General features: G+C 46.9%; 21 protein-coding genes and 1 tRNA gene. 18 read left to right on the top strand and 4 right to left on the bottom strand.

Going from position 1 to position 19357, the window contains the following annotated elements; genetic code table 11:
• Position 1: 1 nt before the first annotated feature.
• From mtrB to secA, 3 genes are all read left to right on the top strand, one after another.
• The gene (mtrB, locus tag A1s21148_RS05380; RefSeq protein ID WP_095671411.1) at positions 2-1576 is read left to right on the top strand and encodes an MtrAB system histidine kinase MtrB; all 1575 of its coding nucleotides are present in this window, start codon (positions 2-4) and stop codon (positions 1574-1576) included.
• 40 nt (positions 1577-1616) lie between these two features.
• Complete coding sequence (locus A1s21148_RS05375) at positions 1617-2276, top strand: ComF family protein (protein WP_125932392.1); 660 nt, start codon at positions 1617-1619, stop codon at positions 2274-2276.
• Between the two features lie 63 nt (positions 2277-2339).
• On the top strand, positions 2340-5012 hold the full coding sequence (gene secA, locus A1s21148_RS05370; protein WP_095671409.1) for a preprotein translocase subunit SecA: 2673 nt from the start codon (positions 2340-2342) through the stop codon (positions 5010-5012).
• Here secA and A1s21148_RS05365 read toward each other — a convergent pair.
• A complete protein-coding gene (locus tag A1s21148_RS05365) occupies positions 5009-5548 on the bottom strand; it encodes an Rv3235 family protein (RefSeq protein ID WP_095671408.1) in 540 nt (179 codons plus the stop codon). The two genes, secA and A1s21148_RS05365, sit on opposite strands and share 4 nt — an antisense overlap.
• A gap of 123 nt (positions 5549-5671) precedes the next feature.
• Between A1s21148_RS05365 and A1s21148_RS05360 the strand changes: the two genes are divergently transcribed.
• Genes A1s21148_RS05360 through A1s21148_RS05345 form a run of 4 tightly spaced genes read left to right on the top strand, consistent with a single transcriptional unit; the run spans position 5672 to position 9274 of the window.
• Positions 5672-6274 (top strand): flagella basal body P-ring formation protein FlgA, encoded by a 603-nt coding sequence (locus tag A1s21148_RS05360; protein ID WP_095671407.1) that lies wholly within the window; start codon positions 5672-5674, stop codon positions 6272-6274.
• Positions 6275-6277: 3 nt separating this feature from the next.
• Positions 6278-7372, top strand: coding sequence for a CpaE/TadZ family protein (locus A1s21148_RS05355; RefSeq protein ID WP_095671406.1), 1095 nt, complete (start codon positions 6278-6280; stop codon positions 7370-7372).
• Between the two features lie 33 nt (positions 7373-7405).
• Positions 7406-7798, top strand: a complete 393-nt coding sequence (locus A1s21148_RS05350; RefSeq protein WP_095671405.1) for a DUF6912 family protein — start codon at positions 7406-7408, stop codon at positions 7796-7798.
• A 6-nt stretch (positions 7799-7804) separates the two neighbouring features.
• Entirely contained in the window at positions 7805-9274 is a 1470-nt protein-coding gene (locus A1s21148_RS05345) for a sensor histidine kinase (protein WP_095671404.1), read from the top strand.
• A 13-nt stretch (positions 9275-9287) separates the two neighbouring features.
• On the opposite strand, the gene A1s21148_RS05340 is transcribed toward A1s21148_RS05345, so the two are convergent.
• Positions 9288-9557 carry a WhiB family transcriptional regulator gene (locus tag A1s21148_RS05340; RefSeq protein ID WP_095671403.1) on the bottom strand — a complete coding sequence of 90 codons (270 nt, stop codon included), beginning with the start codon at positions 9555-9557 and terminating at the stop codon, positions 9288-9290.
• A gap of 162 nt (positions 9558-9719) precedes the next feature.
• Positions 9720-9791 (bottom strand) — tRNA-Arg (locus tag A1s21148_RS05335).
• Between the two features lie 52 nt (positions 9792-9843).
• On the opposite strand from A1s21148_RS05335, the gene msrA reads away from it, so the two are divergent.
• The 9 genes from msrA (at position 9844) to hpf (ending at position 16788) form a co-directional block, all read left to right on the top strand.
• The gene (gene msrA / locus A1s21148_RS05330; protein WP_095671402.1) at positions 9844-10374 is read left to right on the top strand and encodes a peptide-methionine (S)-S-oxide reductase MsrA; all 531 of its coding nucleotides are present in this window, start codon (positions 9844-9846) and stop codon (positions 10372-10374) included.
• Positions 10374-10778, top strand: a complete 405-nt coding sequence (gene msrB / locus A1s21148_RS05325) for a peptide-methionine (R)-S-oxide reductase MsrB (protein ID WP_095671401.1) — start codon at positions 10374-10376, stop codon at positions 10776-10778. Before msrA ends, msrB begins: the two co-directional genes overlap by 1 nt.
• A gap of 123 nt (positions 10779-10901) precedes the next feature.
• The gene (locus tag A1s21148_RS05320; protein ID WP_095671400.1) at positions 10902-11915 is read left to right on the top strand and encodes a LacI family DNA-binding transcriptional regulator; all 1014 of its coding nucleotides are present in this window, start codon (positions 10902-10904) and stop codon (positions 11913-11915) included.
• A gap of 17 nt (positions 11916-11932) precedes the next feature.
• Positions 11933-13099, top strand: a complete 1167-nt coding sequence (locus tag A1s21148_RS05315) for a MalY/PatB family protein (protein WP_095671399.1) — start codon at positions 11933-11935, stop codon at positions 13097-13099.
• A gap of 7 nt (positions 13100-13106) precedes the next feature.
• A complete protein-coding gene (locus A1s21148_RS05310; protein ID WP_095671398.1) occupies positions 13107-14654 on the top strand; it encodes a phytoene desaturase family protein in 1548 nt (515 codons plus the stop codon).
• Between the two features lie 9 nt (positions 14655-14663).
• A complete protein-coding gene (locus A1s21148_RS05305) occupies positions 14664-15782 on the top strand; it encodes a trans-sulfuration enzyme family protein (protein WP_095671397.1) in 1119 nt (372 codons plus the stop codon).
• A gap of 34 nt (positions 15783-15816) precedes the next feature.
• Positions 15817-15969, top strand: coding sequence for a hypothetical protein (locus tag A1s21148_RS07525; protein WP_190276870.1), 153 nt, complete (start codon positions 15817-15819; stop codon positions 15967-15969).
• Positions 15970-16353: a hypothetical protein gene (locus tag A1s21148_RS05300; RefSeq protein ID WP_095671396.1), complete on the top strand. Its 384-nt coding sequence runs from the start codon at positions 15970-15972 to the stop codon at positions 16351-16353.
• Positions 16354-16440: 87 nt separating this feature from the next.
• Positions 16441-16788: a ribosome hibernation-promoting factor, HPF/YfiA family gene (hpf, locus tag A1s21148_RS05295; protein ID WP_095671395.1), complete on the top strand. Its 348-nt coding sequence runs from the start codon at positions 16441-16443 to the stop codon at positions 16786-16788.
• Here the strand turns inward: hpf and A1s21148_RS05290 are convergent.
• Complete coding sequence (locus A1s21148_RS05290) at positions 16785-17258, bottom strand: hypothetical protein (protein ID WP_095671394.1); 474 nt, start codon at positions 17256-17258, stop codon at positions 16785-16787. The genes hpf and A1s21148_RS05290 overlap by 4 nt on opposite strands.
• Positions 17259-17403: 145 nt before the next feature.
• On the opposite strand from A1s21148_RS05290, the gene A1s21148_RS05285 reads away from it, so the two are divergent.
• Complete coding sequence (locus A1s21148_RS05285) at positions 17404-18111, top strand: response regulator transcription factor (protein WP_095671393.1); 708 nt, start codon at positions 17404-17406, stop codon at positions 18109-18111.
• A 2-nt stretch (positions 18112-18113) separates the two neighbouring features.
• Positions 18114-19325, top strand: coding sequence for a sensor histidine kinase (locus A1s21148_RS05280; RefSeq protein ID WP_095671392.1), 1212 nt, complete (start codon positions 18114-18116; stop codon positions 19323-19325).
• The last annotated feature ends 32 nt before the right edge of the window (positions 19326-19357 follow it).

Here is a 19357-nt window from a genome sequence, read left to right as displayed (position 1 = left end):
TATGAACCGAAATTTATTTGCCTTTCGAAATTCCCTTGCCTCTAAGGTAATTTTCTCGACGGTTCTTCTATCGCTCGGTGTCGTGTGGCTTACCGGTTCAGCCCTTTATTCTCAGCTATCTGATGGCGTTAAGCAGGTTAATTTAGAGACCTCACTTGCCGAAGCTCGCTCATCCTTCTTCAATGCGCAATATGAATTTCTCTTGGTAAAGGGCGCAAATACCAAGATCATCACCGAGACAGTTCAAGAGATAATTATTTCTTCGACCGAAGTAAGCCTTAACCAAGATCGAAAATCAATCTTTCTCAGTCGCTTCGGTCAGAGCGCAGACCCATTAGGTAATGAAATAGCGCCCGATTACAGCACTGCAACAGATGATTTAGATATCTCATCGTTTCCCACCGAGCTCAGACAACGCGTTCGTGCCAGTGACATAGTCGAATACAAGTACGCAACAGTAAAATATAAAAACCGTGCAGATGCGAATGTCTTAATCGCAGGTCGTCGAATTGCGATTCCTGACTCCGGTAACTACGAGATGTACTTGGTTTACTCACTAACCAATCAAAATACAACTCTTTCGCTAATCAAAAGTTCCCTGCTGTTCACCGGCCTGGCACTGCTATTCCTGATCGGCTTAATCACTTGGTTGGTAGTAAGGCAAGTTGTTCGGCCGGTTAGAGAAGCTGCCCGCATTGCCCAACAGTTTACGGAAGGCGATTTTTCACAGCGCATGAAGGTGGAAAGCTCAGATGAAATTGCCACACTAGGCACAGCATTTAATGAGATGGCTCTTTCACTGGAATCACAGATCACACGTTTGGAAAACTTATCTCGCGTACAGCAGAGATTTGTTTCAGATGTTTCGCATGAACTTCGTACCCCGCTAACCACCCTTCGCATGGCATCAGAAGTTATCTACAGTGCGAAAGCAAGTTTTGATCCAAATATTGCGCGGAGCTCTGAACTTTTGGTTGCCCAACTTGATCGCTTTGAGAAATTACTTGAAGACTTATTAGAAGTAAGCCGATTTGATGCAGAAGTAGCGGTTCTTGAACCAGTTGATTTCGACTTGGTAAGGCTGATCGAAAGATGTATTGAAGATGTTCGAGCTAACGCCCACGACCACACTATTTCTGTGGAAATTGACCACGAAACCGAGCAGGTAATGGTGAAGGCCGATATTCGACGCGTTGAGCGAATAATGCGCAACTTACTGTCTAATGCTCTTGATCACTCAGATGAGAAACCAATTCACGTTTCAGTTGTTGCAACCGACAGCGAAGTTGGAGTTGGAGTAAGAGATTTTGGCCCCGGAATGGACCCTGCATCGCTCTCGCGAGTCTTCGATCGCTTCTGGCGTGCTGATCCATCTCGAGCGCGCGTACGCGGAGGTACAGGGCTAGGTCTTTCAATTGCACTTGAAGATGCACGGTTACACAACGGCGAACTCGATGCCTGGGGAGCGCTCGGTCATGGGGCGCACTTCGTTCTTACACTTCCGCTAATTGCCGGATCTCAGATTTCCGGTAGACCAATACGTCCACAACCGAAAGATTATCCTCAGCCAATTTAATTTCAATTCGGGTGGATATTTTCTAAGCAATACTCCGGCGGTGTTTAACCTCACCGAAATTATTTTTCCTTCCCGTTGCATCGGTTGTTCCAGGCTAGGAATTTCGATCTGCTCTGAATGTCGCAAACAGTGGCATCCGCATTTTTATCAACGAGTGATAAATTGTCGTGGCGAAAGCTTCCCAGTATTTTCTGCTATCCAATATTCTCCGATCGCTTCACGCGTCTTGTTAAGCGCAAAGGAGTCGCAAATTAAGGCAGCAGATCAACTAATTGTTAATGGAATAGTTCACTCACTTAAACTATTTGTCAGCCGTCACGGCCCCGCAACTCTTGTACCTATACCTTCGAGAAAATCGGCTAATCGAAAACGAGGCAGAAATTTCTTGCAAGAGATTACAACGCAGGTAGCAATTGAAGTAGGGCTACCTCACCAATCGCCATTGACACATATTCGTAAAGTAAGAGATCAATCTCAGTTAAATCTCATGGATAGATCAGAGAATATTTCTGGGGCGCTTTCAATATCACCTGATTTCACCACTGAATTTTGCGCAGGGAATACTGGACCTAAGATTATTGTTATTGATGATCTGATCACCACTGGGGCCACCCTGGCCGAGGCGATCCGGGCCTTGCGTACTGCAGGTTTTACCGTGCTTGGCGCGGTAACAAGTTGTACGGCTAAACCCCTACGATAAGGGGTCTAGATTTGTAGCAACTGGATACCAAATGGGTAGGAATTGGTTTGGAAAGGGTCGTAAATGGCAAAGATTATTGACCGAATCATGCGGGCTGGCGAAGGAAAGATTCTTCGCGAGTTAAGCAAGGTTGTCGATCAAGTAAACGCCTTTGAGCCTGCGATCTCATCCCTTTCCGATGAAGCGCTTCGCGCCAAGACCGATGAATTTAAATCTCGTTTTGCCGCTGGATCAACTCTCGATGATTTACTTCCTGAAGCTTTCGCTGTAGTTAGAGAAGCGGCAAAGCGCACACTTGGTCAGCGCCACTATGACGTACAGATAATGGGTGGCGCCGCACTGCATCGCGGAAATATTGCTGAAATGCGAACAGGTGAAGGTAAGACTCTCGTTGCAACCCTTCCCTCATATTTAAATGCACTTGCCGGTCGAGGCGTTCACGTTGTTACCGTTAACGATTATCTTGCTGAGCGCGATAGCGAATGGATGGGTCGTATCCATCGCTTCCTAGGACTTACCGTCGGAGTAATTGTAAATAGCATGACTCCTTCTGAGCGTCGCATCGCGTACAACTCAGATATTACCTACGGTACAAATAATGAATTTGGTTTCGATTACCTGCGCGATAACATGGCATGGACACTCGATGATTGTGTTCAGCGAGATCATTTCTTTGCAGTAGTCGATGAAGTTGACTCAATTCTTATCGATGAAGCTCGTACGCCTTTGATCATCAGCGGACCCGCGGATAAAGCAACTAAATGGTATGTAGAGTTTGCAAATATTGCCGACAAACTGCAGCGCAACACACACTACGAAGTAGACGAGAAGAAAAAGACCATCGGAATTCTTGAAGATGGCGTGACCAAGGTTGAAGAACTGCTTAAGATTGAAAACCTCTACGAGGCGGCAAATACAACGTTAATTGGTTATCTAAATAACTCAGTCCGCGCCAAGGAACTTTTCAAGCGCGATAAAGATTATGTTGTCATGAACGGCGAGCTCTTAATCGTTGACGAGCACACAGGCCGTATGTTGTCGGGCCGTCGCTACAGCGAAGGTTTACATCAGGCGCTTGAAGCTAAAGAGCGCATCGAAATTAAAGATGAGAACCAGACTTTGGCTACGATCACACTTCAGAACTATTTCCGCCTATACGAAACCATTTCAGGTATGACCGGTACGGCGATGACTGAAGCCTCTGAATTTCAACAGATCTACAAACTTGGCGTCGTCCCAATTCCTACCAACCGCCCAATGCAGCGCATGGATCAGGCGGATCTGGTCTATAAGACTGAACTCGGAAAATTTACGGCGGTTACCCAAGATATCGTCGAGCGTCATCGTAAAGGCCAACCTGTTCTCGTCGGAACAGTTTCAGTTGAAAAATCTGAGGAGCTTTCAGCACTTCTTAAGAAATCAGGAGTTCCTCACGAAGTTCTAAATGCTAAGCATCACGAACGCGAAGCTTCAATCATCGCTCGTGCTGGAGTTAGCGGCGCAGTTACAGTGGCAACCAATATGGCAGGTCGCGGTACGGACATCATGCTCGGTGGAAACCCTGAATTCATGGCTGACTTCGAACTTCAACGACGCGGACTTTCACCTGTTGATAACCCAGTTGAATATGAAGCGGCATGGCCAGAAGAAATTGCTAAACAGAAAGCCGCAGTTGCCAAAGATCATGAGGCAGTTGTTGCCCTTGGTGGCCTCTATGTTCTTGGCACCGAACGCCATGAATCTCGTCGTATTGATAACCAGTTACGCGGACGTTCTGGACGTCAAGGTGATCCAGGTGAATCTCGCTTCTATCTTTCACTGCAAGATGAGTTAATGCGCCGCTTTAATTCGGCGTTAGTTGAGCGATTCTTATCTGCAGCAGGCCTTCCAGATAACGAACCAATCGAGTCAAAGATGGTGAGCAATGCCATTCGCTCTGCTCAAACTCAGGTTGAAGCACAGAACTTCGAGATCCGTAAAAACGTTTTGAAATATGACGATGTAATGAATCGCCAACGTGAAGTAATTTATGGTGAGCGACGCCTAGTACTTGAAGGCGAAGATATTTCTACGCAGGTACAAACTTTCTTGGCAGATACGCTAATTGCTTATGTAAATGCCGAAACCGCTGAGGGCTACGGCGAAGATTGGGATCTTGATCGACTATGGCAAGCGCTAAAGCTTGTATATCCAATTGGTTTTACCGCCGACGAACTTATTGCCAAAATTGGCTCACGCGCAGCGTTAGATGTCGATTACTTAGCTGATCAAATCCTGGAAGATGCAACAGCGGCTTATGAAAAGCGCCAGAACGAACTTGGTGCAGGTGTGATGCGTGAATTAGAGCGCAAGGTATTGCTCTCAGTTCTAGATCGAAAGTGGCGTGAACATCTTTACGAGATGGATTACCTCCAAGAGGGAATTGGTCTGCGCGCGATGGCGCAACGCGATCCTCTAGTTGAATACCAGCGCGAAGGTTATGAACTCTTCTCAGCGATGATGGATGGAATCAAAGAGGAGCTTGCAAGTTTGGTCTTCAACGTTGAAGTTTCTGTCCAAGGCGATGGCTCCGAAGTTGTTGCGGCAGGTATCACTGAGAAACCTTCTGATTTATCTGCGCTCCAATACACAGCAGCCGATGAATCTGGTGTTTCCACAAAGGGTGAAATTTCCCGTAACGCACAATGTCCGTGTGGTTCAGGTAAGAAATTCAAACGTTGCCACGGTGCCGCTTAAAGCAGACGCAGTTCCGTACATAACCAACGCTTATCAACGCCTTCAAATCGGATTACCATCGCGCGCAGTCGATCACCGTATCTAACGGTGATCGTTGATTCACAAATACCATCTAGGGGTTGGCTCTGATGGATGGTTCGAATTCTTCCAATCTCTTTCTGACTTCCCACCTGCTTTAGCAATTGCATATAGATATGGCGATGGCAGCGTGATATCAATTGTGCTGGCTGGCGGCGACCGGCCCAAATTTCTACAACGCTTACAGCAAATTTCATCGTCCAAGTATGTAACTCAGGCAATTCGCTTGCCGATGTGGGTACAGGTTCAAACCCTGGTTCATACTCTTCACCGAAGTTGGATGGAATTAAGTAAAGTTTCGCACTTTGCTGGGGAAGCGGCTCAAATTTCTTTTTATTGGCAATCTCGGAAAGTGAGTAAAGATCTAGCTGCGGATGGGTCCATAGCGCTGGATCCTCGCAACTAGAAACCAGGCGTAGCTCCCTTTTAACTTCTGTATATTCTCTTTGAGTAGTCATGGCGCAGGGTCGCTCGCAATGCAGAAATACTCATCAATTTAAAGTGCTGCTTCTTCTCATCCGAAAGTATTACTGTGGATAAGCAAGCCGCTGAAGTGCGCTGATGGCATTTAGTACCCCACTATGAATACACAGAAGAAGGCAGCCCAAACGAGATTTATCGTTGCAGTCTCATTATTTGCCGCAGCGCTAATCTCCGCGCTAGCGCTGACCGCTTTAGGAAATAGAACCGATAGTTACTGGGTGGCAAAGAACGCACTAGCCCCGGGAGTTGAAATATCTGGTGACCAAATTGAACAGATCAAGGTTGCACTGGGGGAGAGCTCTTCTAGGTACTTTTCAAGTCGCACAACTTTGATTGGCAGTTTTATCACGAGAGCACAGAGCGCCGGCGAGTTAATTTCTATAGATGACGTTAGCGATCTCGCGCCAAGTCAACGCACGCAGCAGGTACCAATTGCTGTTCGCAGTTCGGATTTACCTATAGATATATCTATAGGCGAGGCGATCAATATCTATTGGGTCCCCGAGCCCTCTATGGGCGGCGTTCAGATTGGCATGCCAGAAATCGTTGTACAGAGCGCCTATATTCGGTCGATTGATAGAAAATCTGCCAATTTCTCATCCGATATCGCGCTAACAATTTCGCTTATCGATTCGCAGATCATCAACTTGCTCGATGCGACAGTTAGTGGGCGACTGGTAATTGTTCGCGCCTTGGAGTAGCCCATGGATCTCTTAGAAGTACCAACGGTAATAACTGCAATCGCAGATCCTGAATTTGAGGGACAGGTTTCACGCGCGCTATTTAGCCAAGGATGGAACGTCGTTGCCCGGGTAATGGATTTTTCAGAACTGCAAAGGGCGTTATCTGTTAACTCAGGAAAAAAACTTCTGCTTTTATTCTCAACAGACCTACCCGGGGCTAGCTCAGCTGAGATAGAAAAGTTGGAATCACCTAGTACTTCACTCTTTGGATTTGCCGATCATTCTGGAAACGATCGAGGATTTTCCAACGTTTTTGCGAGGCCAACTTCTCCGGAAAACTTAACCTTAGCCATCTTGGAAAATGTCAGATCCTCTGGCTTTCGAGCGCCAATGATCCATGCAAATACAAAGTGCGGAGCCAAGGTAGTTGCTATTGGAGGTATTGGGCATGGAACTGCAAATACAACGATCGCTATAAATCTGGCGCAAGAAAGCGCTCTATTAGGCGTTAAAACTCTACTGATTGAAGCCAGCTTTCAAGCACCGGCTATCTCATCGCTCTTGGATCAACGTAAGTTATCTAGCGAAGCAAGATGGCGTGATTTTTCTGAGAACTTATCGATAATGGAGTTAACCCAAGAGACAACCGCAGATTTTGAAGAAAGAGTTATGGCTGCAGGAGAAAAGTTCGAACTGATAGTTATTGATCTTGGCTCAGTGGCCTTCCTCGCTCGAGAACTATCCGATAGACGTTGGAGTTCAGCGGTAAAGATTTGGGCAGCTCGCAATGCAAATCAACTTTTCTTTACAACCAACTCAACTTTTCTGGCGCAGAAACGATGCGATGAATTTGTTCAAAGTCTTACAAATATCTCCATATCTGCCGAGATTCATCTTGTGAATACAAATTCTTCGAATAAGCGCGATCAAGAGATAAACGCTTCAAAGCGGGCGCCGCTCAGATCTGCGGTTCAGTGGAATCTTCCTTGGGACCCGCGATCTTGCCAGTTAGCAATCGATGAACGCACAACTCTGGTGCAAGCTTCTGAAAGGGGAGCGCTGCGCAAAGAGATCGGCAAGATCGCGCAGGCGATAAGCGCAATTTCTCGGAAGTAAAGCCAGCCTTAAATCTCTTATACCCTTAGCGCCATGCGTGGGTATCTTCCAGTAACGGTTGAAGAAATCGCCGCATTCCTAGAATCACATTCTATGGAGTGCGGACCTTTGTATGCCCCAACAATTAAGTTTTTAACAGCAAATAGCGAGATGGATGATGAAGAAGGCGAATTCCTTCTTTCCATGCTCGCAGCCGATGAAGCGCTAGAGATGCGCGCAAATCCAACAAGTGCCGGCTTTATCTTGGCGCTAGAAGTTAGCGATCCTGAAATTGCCGAGCACGGTGAAAATTTTGTGATTTTAAAGGATCTCGCCAAGTGGGAAAACGTGCAATGCGCTTTCTTGGTTTCACCAGATGGTGAAGAGCTAACTTGGTTTGCAACTCAGGAGATAAAACCAGCGCTTAGCGATTGGTTGCAGGGATAGTTTGCGATGCCTAAGTTAGAAGAGTTTTTACGTGATCGAAGTCCGTTAGATGCTAAACAGATTAGGCGCATTCGCGAGTTAACATCTGACTGGCAACTCCTTGCCGACCTTTCTTTTGCTGATTTGATTCTATGGGTCCCACTCCGCAAAGATTTTAAGACTTGGCCATCTGGATATGTTGCGGTTGCGCATATTCGCCCAACAACGGCTGCCACCGTTTTTAACCAGGATGTAATAGGAGATGAAATCGAATGGGGTGCCCGTCCCAGAATTGATCAGGCGCTATCGGAAGCCGAAATTATTCGCGATACGCAGCCAGAAAAGTTCGGAGAGATTTTCATTAAGGAAGAGACAATTCCGGTAATTCTTGGCGATCAAGTAATTGCAGTAATTTCACGACATCGCAACGCCGAATTAATGCGTCAACCAAGTCGCCTCGAATTAAATTATCGAGAAGTCGCCCACAACGTTTATCGCATGGTGGCAGAGGGAACTTTTCCTTATACCGAACATAGCGAACTCTTTGATCCGGCAGTTCGTGTTGGAGATGGATTAATAAGACTGGATATCAACGGTGCAATTATCTACGCCAGCCCGAATGCAAAATCTGCATTTAGCCGAATGGGCTGGGCCGGCGAACTCGAAGGAAATAATCTCGGACAGGCTGCACGTAGCGTTTCAGTTGTAAAACTTGAAGCGCATGAAGAAGCGATCGAAGTGGGTTTGAGCGGCAAGGCGCTACGAAGAGTTGAAATTGAAAATGCTGGCGGAACTGTTGATCTGTTAGCGCTTCCATTGCTTGCAGGTGGAGATCGAATCGGTGCGATAGTCCTCTTGCAGAACGTTACAGAACTTCGTCGTCGTGAGCGTGAACTAGTGACTAAAGATGCGACTATTCGTGAGATCCATCATCGCGTTAAGAATAATTTGCAGACAGTTTCAGCCTTACTTAGATTGCAATCTCGTCGCATCGAAGATCCAGCCGCAAGTGCTGCGTTAAATGAAGCGGTCCGTCGTATTGCATCTATCGCTCTCGTTCACGAAACACTTTCTAGTAGCGCTGAAGCATCCGTTGCCTTTGATGATGTTTTAGATCGCTTAGTTGCTCATGCTTTGGATCTAAGTCCACGAATGGGCCAGTTGCGGATTGCGCGCACGGGAGAGCTAGGCGCACTTGATCCGCGTATTGCAACCCCGCTTTCATTAGTTGTAACCGAGTTAATTCATAACGCCCTAGAACATGGCCTTGCTGAGTCCGGAAACCATTTAACGATAACGGTCGGACGAGGTGAAAGTGGCGCTGAGATTACAATCTTTGATGATGGTGTTGGCTTGCCAAAAGGATTTTCTCTTGCGGAATCTTCAAATCTGGGCTTGCAGATTGTTCGAACCTTAACTGAGAACGAGCTACGTGGAAATATAGATTTAGTTCGTACGCCCGCAGGTACCGAGGCGCGCTTAACTTTTCCTATTTAAATAAATTTAAAAACTAAATGGAGTTGTTCTGCTCCATCATGCGCGCACGATTACGTGCTGCACGGCGCTTAAGCGCACGGCGCTCATCTTCAGAGAGGCCGCCCCAAACGCCAGCATCTTGTCCACTCTCTAACGCCCAAGCTAAACAAGCATCTTTAACGATGCAGCGATTGCAGACTTTTTTCGCCTCTTCGATTTGAGTTAGGGCTGGGCCGGTATTACCTACGGGAAAGAAGAGCTCTGGATCTTCGTCGCGGCATGCTGATTGATGTCGCCAATCCATGAGTTATCTCCTTCTGGTAAATGCAGTGAAATCCAAGACGCGATGAAATCAAGACAAAGCTCAAAATCTTCTCGCGTAAGTGACCAATTCTCCCTGTTACTAGGTTGATAAACAAGGATGAATGGAAAGAGATTTGGTAAATGAGAGGTGATTTAGGTCGCGTGCCCCCGACAGGATTCGAACCTGTGCACCCGCCTCCGGAGGGCGGTGCTCTATCCCCTGAGCTACGGGGGCGCAGGTAGACCTAGGTTACCTAACTGAGCAGGAATCGCTATCACCTGAAAGAATGCGCGCTATGGAGATCGCATATTTCGCAACTGGCTGCTTCTGGGGCGCTGAAAGGCGTTATTGGAAGATTGATGGAGTAACAAATACCAGCGTTGGTTACATGGGCGGCACAATCGCCAATCCGAGCTATGAAGCTGTATGCACAGGAGCAACAGGCCACGCCGAAATGGTCTGCGTTGAATTTGATCCAGCAATTGTTACTTATCGCAGACTGCTTGAAGAATTTTGGACAATGCATGATCCAACTTCGCTAAATGCGCAAGGTGGAGATATCGGAACCCAATATCGCAGCGCGATCTATACGACAACGCCTGAACAAATGACCGAAGCGCTCGCAACTAGAGATCTCTACCAAAACGCGCTCACAGCAGATGGAATCGGTGCGATTGTTACTGAAATTCTTAGCGCCGCTGGCGTTGAGTACTACTTAGCCGAGGAGTATCACCAGAAATATCTAGCGAAGAATCCCAACGGATATGACTGCCATTCAAGTACCGGCACGGCATTTCCCCAAGGAGCGAGCATCTAATGGCAAAAAAAATTGAGCTCAATGAAGAAGAGTTAAAGGCAAAACTCGACCCACTTTCATATGAGGTATTACGTAATGGCGCCACCGAACGTCCATTTACTGGCGAATACACCGATAGCGAAACTGTGGGCATTTATCGCTGCAAAGCTTGCAATGCAGAACTCTTTCGTTCGGAAACCAAGTTTCATTCCGGCTGCGGCTGGCCTTCTTTCTACGCACCTACCGCCGATGATGCCGTCACCTTGATCGAAGACCGCTCGCTTGCGCCACGAATTCGCACTGAAGTTCGTTGCGCATCGTGTGACTCACATCTAGGACATGTCTTTGAGGGCGAAGGTTATGAGGTTCCAACAGATCAGCGCTGGTGCATCAACTCTGTCTCAATGATCCTGGAAGCCAAATAAGCCAAAACAAGTAACTAAACTCCACCCCTTGCAACCAACGTCTCTCTTGCCGTACTTTTGCAGTTCTTGCATAGTCTGTTGCAGAAATTTTCAGAGGTTGCAGGAGCGATAAAAGGAGGAGCCATGGCGGGCATTAAAGAGATCGCCGAAGAGGCAGGCGTTTCGACTGCCACGGTCTCTCGCGCTCTGCGCGGCTTTCACCACGTTAACGATGCAACTCGCGCAAAGATCATGGCTGCAGCGGAGAAACTTAATTATCCGATTACTCCAGCAACTAATAAAACCCCACTCGGCAGAACTAACAGCATCGGAGTAGTTGCGCCCTTCATTTCGCGTTGGTACTTCGCGCAAGTAATCAGTGGTGCCGAACAAGCGCTCCGCGAAGCGGGCTTTGATCTGCTTCTCTACAACTTCAGCCAGATGAAAGGCCGCGAACGACTCTTTCAACATCAGCTTCTAAAGGGTCGAGTAGATGCGTTGATCGTAATTAGTTTGCCGCCAACTGAAGAAGAGTTCGACTCGATTTTGAATCTAGGAATACCGGTTTCTTTAGTTGGTATGCACCATAACAAATGTTCTAGCGTTGCAATCGATGATGTTGCTGCAGCAAGAACAGCTACGCAACATTTAGTAAATCAGGGCCACAAGAGAATCGGCTTGATGTCGGGCCATCCGGATGATCCCTTTAATTTCAGCGTGCCACAAGATCGCCGTAAAGGATTTATTCAAGCGCTGCAAGAAAACAATATTGAATGGGTTCCATCACGTGAGGTCCACGGAGATTTCACAATGCACACAGCAGCAAGAGCGATGGATGATCTATTGGCTCGCCCAAATCGCCCAACTGCAATCTTTTGCGAATCTGATGAGATGGCATTTGGCGCAATGCAAGCTGCTCGCCGCCATGGGCTAAAAGTGCCAGAGGATCTCTCTATTGTGGGATTTGATGGCCATGAAATGTCTGAATACACAGATTTAACAACTATCGAACAACCAGTGCAGTTGATGGGTGAGATGGCAGCGTGGTCAATTATGGAAAGGTTAAGAAAACCAAGCGCTGAACCGCATTCACTAGTTCTTCCAACAACGCTTGTAGTACGAAATTCTACGCGCCGCCTTTCACCAAACGAGGCTTAACTGGCATACTCACTCACATGAGCGATCGCCTAATTTCTGCACCTTCTCTTGCTGAGTTACAGACACATCGCAGCGAGAAATGGCGAGGCTTTACCCATGACATCCTTCCGCTGCCAGTCGCTGAGATGGATTTTCCGGTAGCCGACGGCATTCGCGAAGTTTTATCTGAAATGATTTCGAAATCAGATTTGGGATATCTCGGCTCAATCCCCGAGATGGGTACTTCATTTTCTGGTTTCGCAAAGCGCCGTTGGAACTGGGATGTTGAGCCAACTTTTGTTCGCATCGCAACTGATGTCGGAGTTGCCGTTGTCGAGCTATTGCGTGTATTTGCCAAGCCGGGAGATAAAGTTTTAATCAGCTCACCCGTCTATCAAAACTTCTACACCTGGATTAATGAGACCAAGATTGCAATGGTCGATGTTCCATTTATAAAAAACGCAGAAGAAGCCGATGGAACAGGTTGGAGCCACGATTGGGCCGGCATTGAAAAGGCTTATCAAAGCGGGTTAAAGGTTCATTTACTTTGTAGCCCTCATAACCCAATGGGCAAGGTCTACAGCCGCGAAGATTTACTTCGCATAGTTGCGCTAGCCAAGAAGCACGGCGTCATAGTTATCTCAGATGAAATTCATGCGCCGCTAACCTTTAAAGAGCAACCGTTTACCCCATTGTTAGCACTGGGTGAAGATGCCGCTGAAGTAGGAGTGGCTGTGAACGCGGCTAGTAAAGGATGGAATATCGCAGGGCTCAAATGCGCAATTATAATTTCGCAGAGTGCGAAGATGCATGAGAAGTTAAATGAACTTCCACCTGCCTTGCACTATCGCGCTTCCTTGCTTGGAGCCTTTGCAACCGTGGCTGCTTTTGAAAAAGGCGAGCTTTGGCTAAATACAGTGATTGAACAACTAGATCACAATAGAAAGCTAATCGCTGAACAAATCAAAGAAAAGATTCCAACTATTGGCTACACGATTCCACATTGTTCATATCTGGCTTGGCTTGATGTAAGTAAGTTAAATCTTGGCGAAGATCCGGGCGCAGCCATATTGGAGCGCGCTAAAGTGGCATTTAACGCCGGCCATATCTATGGCGCCTTAGGAAAAGATTATGTTCGCCTCAACTTTGCAACAAGCCCTGAGATAATTACCGAAGCCTTCGATCGCATGGCGCGCGCGCTCTAACTCCAACATGTCTACCGATAGTAAATACGATGCCATTGTTGTCGGTGGTGGCCACAACGGACTTGTTGCCGCCACTTATTTAGCAAAAGCGGGAAAGAGCGTTGTTTTATTGGAAAGCGCCTCCGAACTAGGTGGGGCTACAACTAGCGTGCGACCTTTCCCTGAATACGATGCCCGTCTTTCTCGGTACTCCTATCTGGTTTCACTTCTACCTGACCAGATCGTTGCAGATCTAGGAATTAACTTTAAGACTTTAGAACGATCCATCGCTTCATATACGCCATATAAAAAAGGCGGTAAAGATGGCGGGCTCTTGATATCTCAAAACTGGGATGCTCGAACTGCGGAAAGTTTTCGTGAGCTAACTGGTGGGGATGAAGAAGGCAAGAAGTGGCAAGAGTTCTATAGCGAAATAGCTGTGCTTGCTGAGCGGATTGCTCCATATATGTTGCAGCCTCTTAAATCTGCCGCGGATATGAAATCTGAAATCGGTCTTCCGGAAGTTTGGAAGTTCATGATGGAGCGACCAATCGGAGAGGTAATTCAGGATCGCTTCCAGGATGATCTTGTTCGCGGCGTCGTGTTAACAGATGCGCTAATTGGAACCTTTACTTCTGCCCAAGATTTGCAGGCAAATCGCTGCTTCTTGTATCACTTGATTGGTAACGGAACCGGGCAATGGCGCGTTCCACAAGGCGGAATGGGAGCCTTCGTCACCGAGTTAAATCGCGTGGCGGTATTAAACGGTGTAGAAATTAAGTTGAATTCACACGTAACCGATATTGACTCAAGTTCTAACGGGGTTGCAGTAAGTACAGCATCTGGAGATAAATATGTCGCAAAGGATCTGTTATTCGCTGGAGCGCCACAGACCCTAGCGAAATTGCGCGGCAAGAGCGCTCCCGCATCTCTTGATGGCTCACAGATGAAAATTAATATGTTGCTATCTAAACTTCCGCGACTAAAATCTGGAGTAGATCCAAAGTTAGCCTTTGCGGGAACTTTCCATGTCAACGAGACTTATTCACAGTTAGAAAAGGCATACCAAGTTGCAAAGCTTGGTGATATCCCGAGTGACCTACCACTTGAAATGTATTGCCATACCTTGACTGATCCAACAATTCTTTCGCCAGAGTTAAGCCAGCGCGGATTCCATACTTTGACCCTATTTGGTTTACATACTCCGGCTGCGCTCTTTGATTCAGATCCAAGTGGTGCAAAAGAGGCGGCTAAAGCTGCGGCGATTTCCAGCCTCAATCAATATTTAGAAGATCCAATCGAATCGGTACTGGCTGTCTGCGGAGATGGCTCTCTCGCCATCGAAGCAAAATCTCCAATCGATTTGGATAACGATCTCGGGCTACCACGTGGAAATATCTTCCATCGAGATTTAGATTTCCCATTTATTGATGGGACTGAGAGCGCCCTAATCAAATGGGGATCTGAAACAGATGATGCGCATATCTATCTCGCTGGCGCTGGTGCACGACGCGGCGGCGGAGTGAGCGGTATCGCTGGCCATAATGCAGCGATGGCAGTGCTGACAAAGGATTAGGCTTAGGTCATGAGTTCAGATAAAGGGCTAAGCCCCGAGACGATCGCAATTACCGCTGGCCGTCCAACAGTAGGTCCAGATAGTTCCTTGAATCATCCAATCTCACTTAACTCAACTTTTGTTGCTGGTGGAGCAGTTGGTTATGGGCGCTACGGAAATGAAACGTGGCTGGCGCTTGAAGAAGCGATCAGCGCGTTAGAAGGTGGACGCACACTGGTTTACTCATCTGGGATGGCTGCTGTCACCGCAGTGTTTTCAACTCTTCCAGTGGGTGCAAAGGTAATCGCATCAAATCAGGGTTACTCAGGAACGATGACACTGCTCAACAACTATGCAACAGCAAATCGCTTAAAGGTTTCTTTTGTATCTGTTACTGATACATCAGCAGTTATAAATGAGTTATCCGGTGCAACTCTGCTCTGGATCGAATCTCCAACTAATCCAGGTTTAGAAGTTGCCGATCTTCCCGCACTCATCAAGGCGGCAAAAGAAAAAGGCGTAACCGTTGCGGTAGATAACACTTTTGCCACTGCGCTGAGTCAGAAGCCACTAGGCCTAGGTGCGGATATCGTCATGAATTCTGTGACAAAGTATTTAGCCGGACATAGCGATGTGGTTCTTGGCTCACTTAGCACCGCAGATGCTGCGCAATTTAAGACGTTAGAAGATGCGCGTAAATTTAATGGATCTATTCCTGGTCCGTTTGAAGCTTGGCTGGCGCTGCGTGGTATTCGCACCTTCCCACTGCGCTTTCAGAAGTCATGCGAAAACGCGCTCGAACTTGCCAAGCGCCTCAGCGCCCACCCATTGGTTAGAAACGTTAGATATCCAGGTCTAGTTACTGATTCGCAACATGAAAAAGCCAAAGCCTTTATGAAAAGCTTCGGAGCAATTGTCTCCTTCGAATATGTCGGTAGCGCTGAAAGTACGGACAAAGTCTGTGCATCTTCCAAGATCGTTACTTATGCAACCAGCCTTGGCGGAGTTGAATCACTCTGGGAGCGACGTCGTCGTTGGCCCATCGAAAGTTCGAGCGTCCCAGAAACCTTGATCCGTCTCTCTGTTGGTTGCGAAAACGTCGAAGACCTTTGGGCTGATATCGACTCCGCGTTGCATGCTGCTAAATAAGGAAATCCTCCGCAAGAGGTAGTATTTTTAGGTTATGAAATTCTTCCGCAGAGCGTTGGCCTTCTTCGCCTTGCTTGCTGTCGCCTTTCGTGCGGTAGGAAGTTTTCTCTCATGGGCACAGCGCCAAGAAGATGCGCCAGCTGATGCTTGGATTGATGAAGATGAAGATGAATTTGAGGATGCATAAGTGAGCCAAACAGAATACATACCCGGTACTTGCAATATCGGTGGGGGAGAGCTCACTCGTCGTCGAATGGTTGCAGTTTTAGGTTTGATTCTCACATTATCTTCAGCGGCGACACTGATCTCGGCCGAGGCAAGCCGCCAAAACCGCCTGGGAATTTTCCTGCCGGCACTTGTTATGTCAGTTGGCTGGGTGCAATCTCGTAAACGTTTCTGCCTTGCTTATGGATTTGCAGGTACATTCAATTTTGGAACTCTCGGTAAACTTTCAAAAGTTTCAGATCAGGCAGATCGTGCAGCAGACCGAAAAACTGCGATTAAGATCTTTGCCCAGAGCGCACTTTATGCGGCGTTGGTCACTGCTGCCGTAGTAGCGCTACCTCTTTAAAGGGCTTTATTTTCTGATCTAACTCTACCCAAAGCAGCTAATAAGTGGAATGGTTATAACCACTAAGTCGTTACATAGGGAGAGAATATGAAGATTGTTATTCATGCCCGTCACGCAGAACTCGCTGAAGATTTTCGCGAGATTGCCCATGAAAAGCTAATGAGCATGGAGAGATTTAACGTCACCATTGACCGTGTTGAAGTAGAGATCTTGCATGAACAAAATCCACGTCAAGGAAAACACTCACATCGAGTGATTTTAACTTCCCATGGTGCGGGACCGCTGATGCGAGCAGAAGCCGCAGAGTTTAATGACCTTGCTGCATTTGATGAAGCGATTAAAAGCTTTGAACTACAAATTCGCAAGCATCACGAGAAATCAAAGAGCCACGATCGCGAAACTTTACGAAATAAACCTCTTGCAGATATAGATTAATTTGATGCTGGGCTTGGTGAAATACCAGTTTGTGGTTTCTTGCTCTTCTCCATGCGTGGCGCTTTAGCAGGTGGAGATGGCGGTACTGGAGGTGGTCCGAGCGCTTCAATTGCAGCATCTCTGATTGCAGTCGCCGCGATAACAGCGCTCTGTTTCGCCACAGCGCTCTGACGCTTTTGGAGTTGAGTCTGACCCGGTGCGCTCAAAGATTTTGCATCAGATAAAGCTTTATCAACGCTCTCTTTAAAGGCTTTGTTGATTGCCCTTCTCGCGGCTTCATAAGCTTTTACCGCTTCAGAGAATGTCTTTTGATCTTGCTTAAATTTCTCGATTGCAGATTTAAAGTCTTTATTTACTTCGGTCTGAGATGGAGAGTTTGGATTCTTATTGTCAGCGCTTGCTAACGGTAGCGCCACGAATGAAAAGGCGATGAAAAGAGCAGATACTGCCGCTGTTCTAGTCTTATTCACCTGGCTCCGCTTTCTCGAATACACCTTTATTAATTAGCCCTAAGTATCAAGGTTAAGTTTGTGAAATATCGGTGAAAACACCTTTATGGAAGAGATTTCTGCGAGAGGCTTGGCTATTTCATCGCCGACATGAAAGGCTTAGCGCATGGCTCAGATGATTTTGATCGTAGATGATGAGGCCGGAGTTCGCGAGTTATTGGGCGATGCTCTACGTATCGCGGGCTTTGAGACAGCTACCGCCTCCGATGGAATGTCAGCGCTGACGGCAATTAGAAATAAGAAGCCAGACCTTTTGATTATCGATATCAATATGCCGCTGATGGATGGTTTCGAGTTAGTTGAAAGGCTTCGCTCAACTGGAGATAACACTCCTGCTTTGATGCTTAGCGCGCGGGCCGATCGCGTAGATGTAACCCGCGGATTAACTCTTGGTGCAGATGATTATGTAACGAAGCCCTTTGGCTTGGAAGAACTTCTTTTGCGAGTTAAGGCAATTTTGCGTCGCTCACAGATCTCAACATCAAGCGGCACAGATCTTACGTGCGGTCCGATAAAGGTAGATGAAGCAAGCCACACCGTGACCTTTGCTGGTGAGTTAGTTGATCTCTCCCCAACTGAATTCCGACTTTTGCAAGTTTTGGTTGAAAATAAAAATCGAGTCTTAAGTAAGAGCTTGCTACTTGATGAAGTATGGGGAATTACCTTTGAATCTGAGAGCACCGTTGCAGATACATATATCTCTTATCTGAGAAAGAAGTTACATCGCGATGGATTTGAGGGGATCAAGACTGTGAGAGGCGTTGGCTTTGTAATACAGGAACCCAAACCGCAGCCAAAATCTGAGCAGAAATAAGCATGAAGAAGTCGGGTAGCAAGTTCGCAGTAATCTCAATAATCGTAACAACAGTTCTTTCAACACTTATTGGGGGATATGCAACCCTTGCTGCCCGGAGTGCGGATTTAGCGCAGATCGATCAATCACTTCAAAAAGTTGTAACTAGGGTTAACGCCTTTCCATCGGAGGCAATATCCGCTGCGATCTTGACTATCGAGGATGAAAGTTTGGATTTAACTCTTTCTCTAGTCACGCAAGAGGGCGAGGAGACGATCATTAACGAATCTCATTTGATCTACCCAGGTATTACCGATTTAGCTTTGGTAAGAAAGGGTTTGGCTGGCGCTTTAACGACGGCAAGACCTACAGAGTTTCGTTTTCAATCAGCAGCTATTGCAGGTGGCGATTATCTAGTTATCGCATCATCTCTTGATAAGTTAAACGATAATTTCATATCAAATTTGAAGAACCTTGGCATATTCACCGCAGGGGCCGATGCGCTAGCTATATTTTTCTCGATCTATTTCTTAAGACGGCATAACCGTGGGTTAGATGCCCAGGCGCTGCAACGTATGCAGAGATTTTTAGGTGATGCTTCGCACGAGTTAAGAACTCCGCTTACCGTCATTAAGGGCTACAACGAGATGCTTAGCAAGGGCCAATTCACGCAAGTTTCAGACCAGTCGCGCGCATTTTCTAGAGTTAGTTCTGAAATTGAGCGGATGGAGAGTTTGATACATGACCTCTTACTTCTTGCCGAACTCGGAGAGAGCAAGCCAGTAAATTTTGCAGAAGTTGATTTCGACGAGCTAGTTAAAGCCCATCTCAATGATTTCCAAGTACTAAATACATCGCGGACAGTTACTACTGCAATACCTGATGATTGCTTCGTTCAGGGCTCTCGCGATCATCTAAGTCGCTTAATTCAAAATTGTCTTTCAAATATTCTCCGCCATACTCCGAGCGATGCTCCCGTCTCTGTTTCACTTCGTAATGTCGGAAAACGCGCAGAGTTAAGGGTTGAAGATGGTGGACCGGGGCTACCTGATTCGGCGTATGGAAGTGAAATCAAATTTATGAATAGATTTGATCCATCGCGCTCACGCGAAAGTGGCGGTTCAGGCCTGGGTCTAAGCATCATCGCGGCTATCGTTCAAGAACATAGCGGTGAACTTGAACTTAGTAAGAGCCAATTAGGCGGATTAGCAGTAACAATCAGGATTCCGAATTAGCATCAGCAAGTAACTTCCAGAATTACGGTACT

This window comes from Candidatus Planktophila lacus (assembly GCF_002287925.1).
GTDB classification, from domain to species: domain Bacteria; phylum Actinomycetota; class Actinomycetes; order Nanopelagicales; family Nanopelagicaceae; genus Planktophila; species Planktophila lacus.
This window is presented reverse-complemented; position numbering and strand designations above follow the sequence as displayed.